The organism is Pseudomonas sp. MPB03, from assembly GCF_046605385.1.
Classification (GTDB): domain Bacteria; phylum Pseudomonadota; class Gammaproteobacteria; order Pseudomonadales; family Pseudomonadaceae; genus Aquipseudomonas; species Aquipseudomonas zanjanensis.
The window spans coordinates 3,854,116-3,870,781 of record NZ_CP176770.1 but is presented as its reverse complement, the minus strand read 5'-3'; the positions used below and the strand labels follow the sequence as shown (position 1 = coordinate 3,870,781).

The following is a 16,666-nucleotide window of genomic DNA, read 5'->3' as shown; positions in this document are numbered from 1 at the left end:
GTCGGCAGCTCCATCCGAGGGAATGAGTGCCCTGTCCCGGGCTTTCCGGGCAGGGTGGTCACCCTCAATCCTGCGCGTCCGTACGTCCTGCCTGGACGACGTCGGGGCTTGTCCCTGCTTCCCATGACAGACATCACCTACTGAATGCTCTAATTTTTTTTGGCCTGTAAGGAGGCGGCCCGCAAACCGCTTCCTTCGGTTGAATGTGACGATTATCCATCGCTTTGGCCCGAGCGCCGAGGTCGGCGCCAAGCACCGTGACCCTCGCGTGCAGGCGCCGCGCCGTACTTGAAAAACACGTTTCTATCGTCAACCACTCCGAATCAGAAAAGCAGGTTCTTCGATGCAATTCAGCGAATTGATGGCAGCTCTGTCCCAGCATCCGATCCGTCTGCAACAAGACGGCGACAACCTCGTGATCCTGGGCGACGACGAAGGAATAGGCCCCGCGCTGTGGGACAGCCTTGCCGTCCATAAGCAGGAACTGCTCGACCTGGTGGAGAGAAATGGTGGCGACTGGCTGAGTCCGGCATTCCGCATCACGCCGGACATGCTGCCCCTGGCCAGCCTGACGCAGGAAGAGATCGACCGGATCGTCGAGACGGTGCCCGGCGGCGCGGGCAACGTGCAGGATATCTACCCGCTGGCACCGTTGCAGGAGGGCATTCTCTATCATCACCTGGCGGCGGAGCAGGGCGACCCTTATGTGCTGCAGTCCTTGTTCGGTGCGGATCGCCGGACACGCCTGGACGATTTTACCCAGGCGTTGCAGGGCGTAATCGATCGTCATGACATTCTGCGCACCTCCGTGGTTTGGGAGGGGCTGGATGAGCCGGTGCAAGTGGTTTGGCACGAGGCCACGCTGTCGTTGGAGGAAATCGTACTTGACCCGGCCGCTGGCGATGCCGTGTGGCAACTGCAACAGCGCTTCGACACCCGCCATCATCGCTTGGATGTAGGGCAGGCGCCGCTGATGCGGCTGGTTTGCGCGCAGGATCATGACAACGACCGTTGGGTGGCCATCCTGCTGTTCCACCACATGGCGATAGACCATACGGCGCTGGAGCTGGTGCAGGATGAAATGCAGGCGTTCTTGCTTGGGCAGGCCCACCAATTGCCTGACCCAGTACCTTTTCGCAACTACGTGGCGCAGGTCCGCCTGGGTGTGGGCGGTGATTCCCATGAAGCGTTTTTCCGCGACATGCTGGCCGATGTCGATGAGCCGACCTTGCCACTGGGTTTTGCCGAGGCGCCTGAAGGCCCGTCGGTGATCGAAGAAGCCCACTTGCCGATTGATGCCGCATTGAGCCGCCGCTTGCGGGCGCAGGCCCGCCAGTTGGGCGTCAGCGCCGCCAGCCTGCATCACTTGGCCTGGGCGCGGGTGGTGGGTGGTCTCTCGGGCAAGCAGGACGTGGTGTTCGGCACGGTATTGATGGGCCGGATGCAGGGCGGCGACGGCGCCGACCGCGCCTTGGGCATGTTCATCAACACGCTGCCGCTGCGCGTGAAACTGGCCGGGCACGGCGTGCGCGAAGGCGTAAAAAATACCCATGCAAGCCTGACGGCGCTGCTCGGTCACGAGCATGCATCGTTGGCCTTGGCCCAGCGTTGCAGTGGCGTGCCTGCACCCGCTCCGCTGTTCGGTGCCTTGTTCAACTATCGGCATAGCAACACGGCCCACGCACCTACGGCCCAGGCGCTTGGCGCATGGGAAGGCTTGCATGCACTGGGAGGGTCGGAGGGGACTAACTATCCGCTGACCTTATCGGTGGATGATCTGGGCGAAGGCTTCAATCTTAGCGTGCAGGCCCTGGCCGGAATGGGCGCCCAGCGGATTGCTGGGTACATGCGCCAGGCATTGGAGAACCTGGCCTGGATGCTCGAGCAGCAGCCGGACAGGCCCTTGCAGCAATTGTCGATCCTGCCGGCCTCGGAACGCGAGCAACTGCTGGTGACGTTCAACGCCACCGAGGCCGACTATTCGCTGCAGCAGACGATTCATGGGCTGTTCGAGGCGCAGGTGCAGCGCACGCCGGAGGCTGTGGCGGTGATCTGTGGCGAGCATCGCCTGACTTATCGCGCGTTGAACGAACGGGCCAACCGCCTGGCCCATTACCTGCGCAAGCAGGGCGTGGAGCCGGATTCGCGGGTGGCGATCTGCGTCGAGCGCGGCATCGACATGGTCGTGGGGCTGTTGGCGATTCTCAAGGCCGGCGGCGGTTATGTGCCGCTGGATCCGGCGTATCCGCTGGACCGGATTGCCTACATGCTGGAAGACAGCGCCCCAGCGGCGGTATTGGCGCAGAAGGCGACCCTTGAGTTGCTGGCAGCAACATCGATGCCGGTGATCGATCTCGACAGTGGTTTGTGGCAGGACGAATCCATCCAGAATCCCGAGGTGGCAGAGTCGACCTCCTCGCACCTGGCCTATGTCATCTACACCTCGGGTTCCACCGGCATGCCCAAGGGCGTGATGATCGAACACCGCAATACGGTGAATTTCCTGACCTGGGCGCATCGTTCGTTTGACGCTCAAACCCTGTCGAAAACCTTGTTCTCGACTTCGTTGAACTTCGACCTGGCCGTCTACGAATGCTTCGCCCCGTTGACCTCGGGTGGCCGCATCGACGTGGTCACTAATGTGCTGGAACTGCAACAGGGCGAGCACGACATCACCCTGATCAACACCGTGCCGTCGGCGCTCAAGGCGTTGCTGGAATCTGGCGGGTTGGGCGAGGGCGTCGATACGGTGAACGTCGCAGGGGAAGCGCTCAAGCGCAGCCTGGTGGAAGCGTTGTTCGAACAGACCCAGGTCAAGCGCCTTTGCAACCTCTATGGCCCTTCGGAAACCACGACCTATTCAAGCTGGGTGTCGATGGCCCGCGAAGACGGTTTTGCCGCGCATATCGGCAAACCCGTGGCGAACACCCAGTTCTACTTGCTGGACGAGCACAAACAACCGGTGCCGCTGGGCGTGCCGGGTGAAATCTACATCGGTGGTGCTGGGGTGGCGCGGGGTTATTTGAACCGCGACGACCTGACCGCCGAGCGTTTCCTGAAAGACCCATTCAGCAATGTTCCCAATGCCCGCATGTACAAAACGGGAGACTTGGGCCGCTACCTGCCGGACGGCAACATCGAATACCTGGGCCGCAACGACGATCAGGTCAAGATCCGTGGTTTCCGCATTGAACTGGGCGAGATCGAAGCCAAGCTTGCCCGACACGATGCGCTGAAGGAAACCGTGGTCCTGGCCCGTGAAGACGTGCCGGGTGACAAGCGCCTGGTGGCCTATTTCACCCAGCATTCGCCAGGCGAAGCGCTGGACATTCAAATCCTGCGCACGTATCTGCAAGCGCAATTGCCGGCCTACATGGTGCCGGCCGCCTACGTGCGCCTCGACGCATTGCCATTGACACCGAACGGCAAACTCGACCGCAAGGCCCTGCCTGCACCGGATCTCGATGCCGTCATTTCCCGTGGCTACGAAGCGCCGCAAGGCGAGGTCGAGATCACCCTGTCGCACATCTGGTCCGAGTTGCTCAAGGTCGAACGCGTCGGTCGCCACGACCATTTCTTCGAACTGGGCGGGCATTCCCTGCTGGCGGTCACGCTGATCGAGCGGATGCGCCAGGCCGGCTTGAGCGCCGACGTGCGCGTGCTGTTCAGTCAACCGACCTTGGCCGCGCTGGCCGCCGCCGTCGGCAGTGGCAGCGAGATAAGCGTTCCGGCGAACCTGATTGCGCTGGACTGCGAATGCATCACCCCCGAGCTGCTGCCGTTGGCCAACCTGTCCCAGGCGACCATCGACCGTCTCGTGGCGACAGTGCCAGGTGGTGTGCGCAACGTGCAGGACATCTACCCGCTGGCGCCGCTGCAGGAAGGCATTCTTTACCATCACCTGGCCGCCGAGCAGGGTGACCCGTATCTGCTCCAGTCACAGTTTGCCTTCGACAGCCAGGAACGCCTCAATGGGTTCGTCCGGGCGTTGCAGGTCGTCATTGATCGTCACGATATCTTGCGCACCAGTATTGTGTGGGACGGTCTGGACGAGCCCATGCAAGTGGTCCGTCGTGAAGCCCGGCTGCACCTCGAAACACTCGATTTCGACCCGCTCGCTGGCGATGTCGTTGAGCAACTGCGCCAGCGTTTCGACCCGCGACATTATCGTCTGGATGTCGCTCAGGCTCCGCTGATGCGCTTGGCTTATGGAAAGGACGAGGCCAATCATCGCCTGGTCGCGACACTGTTGTTCCATCACCTCGCCCTGGACCATACGGCGCTGGAAGTGGTGCAACACGAGATGCAAGCGTACCTGCTGGGTGAAGCCGGGCAACTGGCCGACGCGGTGCCCTATCGCAACTACGTGGCGCAGGCGCGATTGGGTGTGAGTCGCGAAGAACACGAGGCGTTCTTCCGCGACATGCTCGGTGATATCGACGAGCCAACGCTGCCATTTAATTTGCAGGATGTGCAGGGTGGCGGACACGACATCGAAGAGATCAGCCAGGCGGTGGATGGCGACTTGGACCTGCGTCTGCGTGCCCAGGCGCGTCAATTGGGGGTGAGTGCCGCCAGCCTGGTGCACCTGGCGTGGGCTCAAGTGCTGGCCAAGGTGTCCGGCAAGCAGGAGGTGGTGTTCGGTACGGTACTGATGGGCCGGATGCAGGGTGGTGAGGGCGCTGACCGTGCGCTGGGAATGTTCATCAATACCCTGCCGCTTCGGGTGAGCTTGGGCAGGCAAGGCGTCAAGGCTGGCGTCAAGGCTGTCCATGGACAACTGACTGCCTTGCTGGGGCACGAACATGCCTCGCTGGCGCTGGCCCAACGCTGCAGTGGCGTGGCGGCACCGTTGCCGCTGTTCAGTGCCTTGCTCAACTACCGCCACACCGCCACGACGGCGTCGAACGAAGTACAGTCGGCCTGGAACGGTATGCAGGCGCTGGGTGGTGAAGAACGGACCAACTACCCGCTGACATTGAACGTCGATGACCTGGGTACCGGTTTCAACGTGACGGTGCTGGTCGCGCAGCAGATTGGCGCCCAACGGATTTGCGCTTATATGCACGCAGCGTTGCAAACGCTGGTACAGGCACTGGAACAGACGCCACAGGCGGCTTTGTATCGCCTGTCGATCTTGCCCGCTGCGGAACGCGAGCAACTGCTGGTGACGTTCAACGCCACCGGGGCCGACTATCCGCAACAACAGACGATTCACGGGCTGTTCGAGGCGCAGGTGCAGCGCACGCCGGAGGCTGTGGCGGTGGTTCGTGGCGAGCAACGCCTGACTTATCGCGCGTTGAACGAGCGGGCCAACCGTCTGGCCCATTACCTGCGCAAGCAGGGTGTACAGCCGGATTCGCGGGTGGCGATCTGTGTCGAGCGCGGTATCGACATGGTCGTGGGGCTGCTGGCAATTCTCAAGGCCGGTGGCGGTTATGTGCCGCTGGATCCGGCGTATCCGTTGGATCGAATTGCCTACATGCTCGAAGACAGCGCGCCAGCGGCGGTGCTGGCACAGACGGCGACCCTTGAGTTGCTGGCAGCAGCATCGATGCCGGTGATCAATCTCGACAGCGGTTTGTGGCAGGACGAGTCCGTCCTGAATCCCGAGATTGCCGCGCTGACGTCCTCGCACCTGGCCTATGTCATCTACACCTCCGGTTCGACCGGTCTGCCTAAAGGCGTGATGATCGAACACCGCAACACGGTGAACTTCCTGACCTGGGCCCATCGCTCGTTCGATGACGCCACGTTGTCGAAAACCCTGTTCTCGACGTCGTTGAACTTCGACCTGGCGGTCTACGAATGCTTCGCACCGCTGACCTCGGGCGGCAGCATCGACGTGGTCACTAATGTGCTGGAACTGCAACAGGGCGAGCACGACATCACCTTGATCAATACGGTGCCGTCGGCGCTCAAGGCGTTGCTGGAATCCGGCGGGTTGGGCGAGGGTGTCGATACGGTGAACGTCGCAGGGGAAGCGCTCAAGCGCAGCCTGGTGGAAGCGTTGTTCGAACAGACCCAGGTCAAGCGCCTGTGCAACCTCTACGGCCCTTCGGAAACCACGACCTATTCAAGCTGGGTGTCGATGGCCCGCGAAGACGGGTTTGCCGCACATATCGGCAAACCGGTGGCGAATACCCAGTTCTATTTGCTTGATGAGCACAAACAACCCGTGCCGCTGGGCGTGCCGGGTGAAATCTATATCGGTGGCGCCGGGGTCGCTCGCGGTTATCTCAATCGTGATGACCTGACGGCTGAGCGCTTTCTGAAAGATCCATTCAGCAAGGTTCCCAATGCCCGCATGTACAAAACCGGCGACTTGGGTCGCTACCTGCCGGACGGCAACATCGAGTACCTGGGCCGCAATGACGACCAGGTGAAGATTCGCGGTTTCCGCATTGAACTGGGCGAGATCGAAGCCAAGCTCGCCCAGGCTCCAAACATCAAGGAAACCGTGGTCCTGGCCCGTGAAGACGTGCCGGGCGACAAGCGCCTGGTGGCCTATTTCACCCAGCATTCGCCAGACGAGTCGACGGACATCGATGCCCTGCGCACGCACCTGCAAGCGCAGTTGCCGGCCTATATGGTGCCGGCCGCCTACGTGCGCCTGGATGCCTTGCCACTGACCCCCAACGGCAAGCTCGACCGCAAGGCCCTGCCTGCACCGGACCTCGAAGCCGTCATCACCCGTGGCTACGAAGCGCCGCAAGGCGAAGTCGAAACCACCCTGGCGCACATCTGGTCCGAGTTGCTCAACGTCGAGCGCGTGGGTCGTCACGACCATTTCTTCGAACTGGGCGGGCATTCGCTGCTGGCCGTCAGCCTGATTGGCCGGATGCGCCAACTCGGCTTGTCGGCGGACGTGCGGGTGCTGTTCAGCCAGCCAACGCTCGCGGCGCTGGCTGCCGCAGTCGGCAGTGGCGGCGAAGTCGCGGTGCCGGACAACGGCATCCTGCTGGGGTGTACCCGGATTACGCCGGCGATGCTGCCCTTGGTGGCGTTGGACCAGCAGGACATCGATCGCCTTGTGGAGACGGTGCCCGGTGGTGCGCGCAATGTGCAGGATATCTACCCGTTGGCGCCGTTGCAGGAAGGCATTCTCTATCACCACATCGCTGCGCACACAGGGGACCCCTATGTGTTGCAAGCCACGTTCACCGTCGCGGATCGCGAGCGGCTGGAGGCGTTTGCCCAGGCCCTGCAGGGCGTCATCGATCGTCACGACATCCTGCGCACCTCGGTGGTCTGGGAAGGCCTGGACGAGCCGGTGCAGGTGGTCTGGCGCAAAGCGCAACTGGCAGTGGAAGAGCTTGTGCTGAGTGCGGAGGCGGGCGATATCGCCGGGCAGTTGCGCGAGCGGTTCGACACGCTGCATTACCGTCTGAACATGCAACAGGCGCCGTTGATGCGCATCGCATTCGCCCACGACCCGGCCAATCAACGCTGGGTGGCGATGCTGCTGTTCCATCACATGGTCCTCGATCACACGGCGCTGGAAGTGGTGCAATACGAGATGCAGGCGCACCTGCTGGGCCAGGCCGACCAGTTGGGCGAAGCGGTGCCATTTCGCAATTACGTGGCCCAGGCCCGCTTGGGCGTGAGCCGTGAGGAGCACGAAGGGTTCTTCCGCGACATGTTGAGTGATGTCGACGAACCGACATTGCCGTTCGGCTTGCTGGACGTGCGCGGCGACGGCAGCGATATCGAAGAGGCCGGCCTGAGCCTGCCTGCCGACCTGAGCCGCCGTTTGCGGGCCCAGGCCCGTCAGCTGGGCGTGAGCGCCGCGAGCCTGCATCACCTGGCGTGGGCCCACGTGCTGGGGCAGGTGTCCGGCAAGCAGGACGTGGTGTTTGGCACCGTACTGATGGGTCGGATGCAGGGCGGCGACGGTGCTGACCATGCACTGGGTATGTTCATCAATACCTTGCCATTGCGAGTGAATATTGGCGCCCAAGGCGTACGTGACGGTGTAAAAGCCACCCACGCTCGCTTGACCGGCCTGCTGGGGCATGAGCACGCTTCGCTGGCCTTGGCCCAGCGTTGCAGCGGCGTGGCTGCGCCGCTGCCGCTGTTCAATGCCTTGCTCAATTATCGGCACAGTGCCGCAGGCGTTGCCTCAAGCGAAGCCTTGGCGGCCTGGGACGGTATTCAACTGTTGAGCAACGAAGAGCGCACCAACTACCCGCTGACCTTGTCGGTGGATGACCTGGGCGAAGATTTCCGCTTGTCGGCGCTGGCGGTGCCGCAGGTCGGCGCGCAGCGGATATGTGTCTACATGAACATTGCCCTGGAGCACCTGGTCGAAGCGCTGGAACAGGCTCCGCAGACGCCGTTGCACAGCCTGTCGATCCTGCCGTCGGCCGAACGTCGGCAATTGCTGGTGGACTTCAACGCCACCACCCGTAGCTATCCCCAGGACAGGACCGTCCATGGCCTGTTCGAGGCGCAGGCCAAGGAGTGTCCTGAGGGCACGGCGGTGGTGCACAACGGGCATAGCCTGACGTACACCGAGTTGAACCGCCGGGCCAATCGCCTGACTCGTCATCTGGTCGGCCTGGGGGTTCAACCGGGTGATCGGGTGGCGATTGTGCTGGAACGCTCCGTCGAGCTGCTGGTCAGCCAACTGGCGATCCTCAAGTGCGCCGCGGTCTACGTGCCGCTGGACGTCAGCGCACCGCTGGACCGGCAGGAGTTCATGGTGCGCGACAGCGGTGCCCGGACGCTTCTGACCCTGAGCACGAGGGCGGTACCTGAGGGAGCTGCCCGTGTGGATCTGGACACCGTGGTCCTGGAGACCGAGGCGGACCATGACTTGAGACTGATACAAAGCGCCGAATCAGTGGCCTACATCATGTACACCTCCGGTTCCACCGGCACCCCGAAAGGCGTGCTGGTGCCGCATCGGGCGATCAACCGGTTGGTGATCAACAACGGCTACGCCGATTTCAACGCCCAGGACCGGGTCGCCTTTGCCTCCAACCCGGCGTTCGACGCCAGCACCCTCGATGTCTGGGCACCGCTGCTCAATGGCGGTTGCGTGGTGGTGGTCGACCAGGACGTGTTGCTGACGCAAGAACGTTTTGCGGCCTTGCTGCAAGAGCAATCGGTCAGCGTGCTGTGGATGACCGCTGGCCTGTTCCATCAATACGCCGCCGGGCTGATGCCGGTGTTCGCCCAACTACGCTACCTGATCGTCGGTGGCGACGTGCTCGACCCAGCCGTGATCGGCCGCGTCCTGAAAGAAGGCGCGCCGGCTCATCTGCTCAACGGTTACGGCCCGACCGAAGCGACCACCTTCACCACCACCCACGAGATCAAAATCGTGGGCGAGGGTGGCATCCCGATTGGTCGCCCGGTTGGCAACACCCGTGTCTATGTGCTGGATGTCAATCGTCAGCCAGTGCCCATCGGCGTGGCGGGCGAGTTGTACATCGGTGGCGACGGCGTGGCGAAAGGGTATTTGAATCGCCCTGGGCTGACCGCCGAGAAGTTCGTCGCCGATCCGTTCAATGCCGATCCGGATGCGTTGCTGTACCGCACCGGCGACCTGGCGCGCTGGCGCGCGGACGGCACGGTGGATTACCTGGGGCGTAATGACGACCAGGTGAAGATCCGTGGTTTCCGTATCGAACTGGGCGAGATTGAAGCCCGCTTGGGCCAGTGCCCAGGCGTGAAAGACGCGGTCGTACTGGCGCGGCAAGACGATACGGGTCCCAAACGCCTGGTGGGTTATGTGATCCCCGAACCGGGTGTGACCTTGTCTGTACACGATTTGCGGGGACAATTGTCGAGCGTGTTGGCCGACTACATGCTGCCCAGCGCGTTCGTGGTACTGCCAGCCTTCCCGCTGACCGCCAACGGCAAACTGGACCGCCGTGAACTCCCGGCACCGGACACGGAGGCCTATGCCTCTCGCGAATATGAAGCGCCGCAGGGCGAGGTGGAACAGACCCTGGCGCGCATCTGGGCGGACGTGCTCAAGGTCGAGCAAGTGGGGCGTCACGATCATTTCTTCGAACTGGGCGGTCATTCCTTGCTGGCGGTCACGCTGATCGAGCGCATGCGCCAGGCCGGCTTGAGCGCCGACGTGCGTGTGCTGTTCAGCCAACCGACCCTGGCCGCACTGGCCGCGGCGATTGGCAGCGGTCGGGAAGTCAGTGTTCCGGCGAACCTGATTCCCCTGGATTGCGAACGCATCACCCCCGAGCTCTTGCCACTGGTCAACCTGTCCCAGGACGCCATCGACCAACTCGTCGCCAGCGTGCCGGGTGGCGTGCGCAACGTGCAGGACATCTACCCGCTGGCGCCGTTGCAGGAAGGCATCCTTTATCACCACTTGGCCGCCGAACAAGGCGATCCCTACGTGTTGCAGTCACAGTTTGCCTTCGACAACCGGGAACGCCTCGACGCGTTCATCGGTGCACTGCAAGTGGTGATCGATCGCCACGACATCCTGCGCACCAGTGTGGTCTGGGAAGGGTTGGATGAGCCGGTGCAAGTGGTCTGGCGCCAGGTGGTGCTGGAACCGCAATGCATCGTTCCCGATGCCACGGCCGGGGACATTGCCACGCAACTGGCCAACCGCTTCGATGCGCGCCACTATCGCCTGGACCTGGGCCAGGCGCCCTTGTTGCACCTGGCTTACGCGCGGGACGAGGCCCAGGATCGCTGGGTAGCGATCCTGCTGTTCCATCACATGGCGCTGGACCACACCGCCCTGGATGTGATGCAGCATGAGATGCAGATGCACCTGCTGGGACAGGCCGAGCAGTTGGGCGAAGCGATGCCTTATCGCAACTATGTGGCCCAGGCCCGTCTGGGCACGAGCGAGCAGGAGCACGAAGCATTTTTCCGCGAAATGCTCGGCGATATCGACGAGCCGACGCTGCCTTTCGGCTTGCAGGACGTGCAGGGTGAGGGGCATGGCATCGATGAAGACCGCCAGCCTGTCGATCTTGCCTTGTCCAGGCGCCTGCGGGTGCAGGCGCGCCACCTGGGGGTGAGTGCCGCCAGCCTGGTGCACCTGGCCTGGGCGCAGGTGCTGGGCAAGGTGTCCGGCAAGCAGGAGGTGGTGTTCGGTACGGTCCTGTTGGGCCGGATGCAGGGCGGCGACGGGGCCGACCGTGCCCTGGGGATGTTCATCAACACCTTGCCGTTGCGGGTGGATGTGGGCACCCAGGATGTGCGCAGCGGCGTCAAGGCCACTCACGGGCGCTTGACGGCCTTGCTGGGCCACGAACATGCCTCGTTGGCACTGGCGCAACGTTGCAGTGGCGTGGTCGCGCCAACGCCGCTGTTCAGCGCCTTGCTCAACTACCGCCACAGCGCGGTCCAGGTGACCCAGGACGCCCTTTCGGCGTGGAGTGGGATCAACGCACTGGGCGGCGATGAGCGCACCAATTACCCGTTGACCCTCAATGTCGATGACCTGGGTGACGGCTTCCTCCTTACGGCGATGGTCGATACGGCCATCGGTGCGCGGCGTATTTGCGGTTACATGCAGGTGGCCCTGGAAAACCTGGTCGTGGCCCTGGAGCAGGCACCGCAAACCCCGCTGCACGCCTTGGCGATCCTGCCACCGGCCGAGCGCCGGCAATTGCTCGAAACCTGGAACACGACCGACGTCGCGTATGCCGACGAGGCCCTGATCCATCAGCGATTCGAGGGCTGGGCTGCGGTTCAACCCGACGCCGTGGCCGTCGTGCATGAAGACCAGGCACTGACCTACGGCGAGCTCAATGCCCGCGCCAACCAACTGGCCCACAACCTCGTGGCCCTGGGCGTTCGTCCGGATGATCGGGTCGCCATCTGTGTCGAGCGTGGCCTGGACATGATCATTGGCCTGCTGGGCATCCTGAAGGCCGGCGCGGGGTATGTACCGCTGGATCCGGCTTATCCACCCGAGCGCATCGCCTACATGCTGCATGACAGCAGCCCCGTGGCGGTGGTGACCCAGTCGCAATGGCGCGACAGCCTGCCGGTATTGCCGGTGCCTACCCTGGTGCTCGACCCGGTCGACGCCGGCGAAATGAGCCAGCTGCCGCGGCACAATCCCGATGTGGCGGGCCTGGACGCCAGCCACCTGGCCTATGTGATCTATACCTCCGGTTCCACCGGTCTGCCCAAGGGCGTGATGGTCGAGCACCGCAACGTCGCCCGGCTGTTTTCGGCGACCCAGCCCTGGTTCGAGTTCGGCCCGCAAGACGTGTGGGCGTTGTTCCATTCCTTTGCCTTCGATTTCTCGGTCTGGGAGATCTGGGGCGCATTGACCCATGGCGGTCGCCTGTTGGTGGTGCCCCAGTTGGTCAGCCGTTCACCGCAATACTGCTATGCCTTGCTGTGCGAAGCGGGCGTGACCATTCTCAACCAGACGCCGAGTGCCTTCCGCCAGTTGATAGCCGCTCAAGGCGAAAGCGACCTGGGCCACCACCTGCGGCAGGTGATCTTCGGTGGCGAGGCCCTGGAAACCGGCATCCTCAAACCATGGTATGCCCGCCAGGCCAATGCCCGGACGCAACTGGTCAACATGTACGGCATCACCGAAACGACGGTTCACGTGACGTATCGTCCGCTTGAAGCGGCCGACGCGCAGTTGGCCGGCGTCAGCCCGATTGGCAAGCGCATTCCCGACCTGCAACTGTACGTCCTCGACGCCCAGCGCGAGCCGGTGCCGGTGGGGGTGGTGGGTGAGATGTACGTGGGCGGCGGGGGTGTCAGTCGCGGCTACTTGAACCGTGACGAACTGACCGCCGAGCGTTTCCTCGCCAACCCGTTCAGCGTCGAGCCGAATGCGCGGATGTACAAGACCGGCGACCTGGGTCGCTGGTTGGCGGACGGCAGCATCGAGTACCTGGGCCGCAATGACGACCAAGTGAAAATCCGCGGTTTCCGGATCGAATTGGGCGAGATCGAAGCCAAGCTGGCCGCGTGCAACGGTGTCCGGGAGGCCGTGGTGGTGGCGCGCCAGGATACGCCGGGCGATCAGCGCCTGGTGGCCTATGTGATCGCCGAAGAAGGCGAGCCGCCGTCGGCCGCCGAACTGCGCGATGAACTGCTCGGCTCGCTGGCCGAATACATGGTGCCCAGCGCATTCGTGATGTTGACGGTGTTCCCGTTGACCACCAACGGCAAGTTGGACCGCAAGGCCTTGCCGGTGCCGGACCAGTCGTCGGTGGTGACCCGAGAATACGAGGCCCCTCAAGGCGAGGTCGAGAGCGCCATTGCCAGGATCTGGCAGGACCTGCTGCATGTTGAGCGGGTCGGCCGCCACGATCACTTCTTTGAAATGGGTGGCCACTCGTTGCTGGCGGTGAAGTTGATCGAGCGCATGCGCCAGATCGACCTGGCGGCCGACGTACGCGTGCTGTTCGGCCAGCCGACGCTGGCGGCGCTGGCGGCGGCGGTGGGCGGCTGCCAGGAAGTCCAGGTGCCGGCCAACCTCATCCCGCACGACTGCTCGCGGATCACGCCAGACCTGTTGCCGCTGGCCACGTTGAGCCAGGCTGAAATCGACCGCGTCGTGGCGACGGTGCCCGGTGGCGTGGACAATGTGCAGGACATCTACGCCTTGACGCCGCTGCAGGAGGGCATTTTGTATCACCACGTCGCGGCGGCCAAAGGTGATCCATATCTGCAATACATGCTGTTCGCTTTTGACAGCCGTGCCCACTTGGATCTTTTCGCCAAGGCCCTGCAAAGCGTGGTGTCCAGGCATGACATCCTGCGCACGGGTGTGGTCTGGGAAGGCATTGACGAACCGGTCCAAGTGGTCTGGCGCGAGGCGCGGCTGGGGTTCGATGAGATCGCATTGGACGCTGCGGCGGGGGATATCGCCCAGCAACTGCGCGAACGCCTGGACCCGCGCCACTATCGCCTGGACATTCGTCAGGCGCCGATGATGCGCATCGGTTACGCGCAAGACGTGGCGAACAATCGCTGGGTGGGCATGCTGCTGTTCCACCACATGGTCGATGATGCGACCTCGCTGGCCATGCTCGCTACGGAAGTTGGCGTGCACATGTCCGGCGGCGGACAGGAACTGCCGGCCTCGGTGCCGTATCGCAACTTCGTGGCACAGGCGCGGCTCGGCGTCAGCCGCGAGGAACATGAAGCATTCTTCCAGCAGATGCTGGGTGATGTGACCGAACCGACACTGCCCTTCGGTTTACAGGATGTGCAGGGTGACGGGCACGATATCGAAGAGGTCCGCCAGAGGGTCGATGCCCAGCTTGGCAAGCGCCTGCGCGTGCAGGCGCGTCAGCTTGGCGTGAGCGCGGCAAGTTTGTATCACCTGGCCTGGGCGCAGGTGCTGGGCAAACTGTCGAGCAAGGACGATGTGGTCTTTGGCACCGTGCTGCTGGGGCGCATGCAGGGCGGTGAAGGCGCCGATCGTGCGTTGGGCATGTTCATCAACACCTTGCCGTTGCGGGTGAGCCTGGGCGCGCAAGGTGTGCGTGCCGCCGTCAAGGCGACCCACGCACGCTTGACGGCGTTGCTGGGGCACGAGCATGCCTCGTTGGTCCTGGCGCAACGCTGCAGTGGCGTGGCCGCGCCGGCGCCGTTGTTCAGCGCGCTGCTCAACTATCGCCATATTGGTGCGCAGGCGCCCTCCAACGAAGTCATTGCGGCCTGGGAAGGTATCCAGACGCTGGAAGGTGAAGAACGCACCAACTATCCATTGTCGTTGTCGGTGGATGACTTGGGCGAAGGCTTCAACCTGACCGTCATGGCTCAGGCACCCATTGGCGCCGAGCGTGTTTGCAATTATGTGCAATGCGTTGTGGAAAACCTGGTGCAGGCGCTGGAGCAATCGCCGCTGGCGCCCTTGAGCGGGTTGAAGATCCTGCCGCCGGCCGAGCGCCGGCAGTTGCTCGAGAGCTGGAATGGCACGGGCGTCGCATTTGCCCAGGACGCGCTCATTCATGCTCGGTTTGAAGTCCGGGCCGCAGCACAGCCCGAGGCCATGGCGGTACTGTTCGAAGATCGGTCGCTGACCTACGGCGAGCTCAACGCCCGGGCCAACCAGGTCGCTCATCGCCTGCTGGCGCTGGGTATTCGCCCGGATGACCGGGTCGCGATCTGTGTCGAGCGTGGCCTGGACATGATCGTCGGTTTGTTGGGGATCCTGAAAGCCGGCGCCGGTTATGTGCCGGTGGACCCGGCCTACCCGACGGAACGCATTGCCTACATGCTGCGTGACAGCCTGCCGGTTGCGCTGTTGGCCCAAGCCGCCACCCAGCGTCTGTTGGCCGGCGTCTCGATACCGGTGCTGCAACTCGATGACGGCAGCTGGCAGGACGAATCCGTCGCCAACCCGCAAGTGCCGGGCCTGGACTCCAGCCACCTGGCCTATGTGATCTACACCTCGGGTTCCACCGGTCTGCCCAAGGGCGTGATGGTCGAACACCGCAACGTCGCACGGCTGTTTTCGGCGACCCAACCCTGGTTCGATTTTGGTCCGCAGGACGTGTGGGCGCTGTTCCATTCCTTCGCCTTCGATTTCTCGGTCTGGGAAATCTGGGGCGCGTTGACCCACGGTGGCCGCTTGCTGGTGGTGCCGCAACTGGTCAGTCGTTCTCCGCAAGACTGCTATGCGCTGCTGTGCGAGACCGGTGTGACCGTGCTGAACCAGACGCCAAGCGCTTTCCGGCAACTGATCGCGGCCCAGGGTGACAGCGATCTGCGCCACAGCCTGCGCCAGGTGATCTTTGGCGGCGAAGCGCTGGAAACCGGGATGCTCAAGCCGTGGTATGCCCGTGCGACCAATGCCGGGACACAGTTGGTGAACATGTACGGCATCACCGAAACGACGGTGCACGTGACGTATCGTCCGCTTGAAGCCGCCGACGCACAGTCGACCGGCGTCAGCCCCATCGGCAAGCGCATTCCCGACCTGCAACTGTACGTGCTCGACGCCCAGCGTGAGCCGGCGCCGGTGGGCGTGGTGGGTGAGATGTACGTGGGTGGCGCGGGTATCAGTCGTGGTTATTTGAACCGCGACGAACTGACCGCCGAGCGTTTCCTCGACAACCCGTTCAGCCCTGAACCGAACGCCCGGATGTACCGGACCGGTGACCTGGGTCGCTGGCTGGCGGACGGCAGCATCGAGTACCTGGGTCGCAATGACGACCAAGTGAAGATCCGTGGTTTCCGTATCGAGCTGGGCGAGATCGAAGCGACGTTGGCGGCCTGCGAGGGTGTCAGCGAGGCGGTGGTCATCGCCCGTGAAGACGAGCCGGGCGACAAGCGCCTGGTGGCTTATGTCATTGCCGCGCAAAGTGCATCGCTCTCGGCTGTCGACCTGCGTACGCAGTTGCTGGGATCGCTGGCGGAGTACATGGTGCCCAGCGCCTTCGTGGTCCTTGAGGCGTTCCCGCTGACCACTAACGGCAAGCTCGACCGCAAGGCCTTGCCGGCGCCGGATCAGTCGGCAGTGATCAGCCGTGAATACGAAGCCCCGCAAGGCGAGGTCGAAATGACCATCGCCCGGATCTGGCAGGATTTGCTCAAGCTCGAGCAGGTCGGTCGTCACGACAATTTCTTCGAGTTGGGCGGCCATTCGCTGTTGGCCGTGAAACTGATCGAACGGATGCGCCAGGTCGACCTGGCCGCCGATGTGCGGGTGCTGTTCGGCCAGCCGACGCTGGCCGCATTGGCCGCC

The 16,666-nt window shown here is 63.3% G+C and carries 2 pseudogenes; both read left to right on the top strand.

Annotation, left to right across the window (positions count from 1 at the left end):
- Positions 1-538: 538 nt before the first annotated feature.
- A pseudogene (locus ACLH0I_RS16875) lies at positions 539-10,144 on the top strand (amino acid adenylation domain-containing protein); the annotation flags it as partial.
- A 72-nt stretch (positions 10,145-10,216) separates the two neighbouring features.
- Positions 10,217-16,666, top strand: a pseudogene (locus ACLH0I_RS16870) (amino acid adenylation domain-containing protein); the annotation flags it as partial.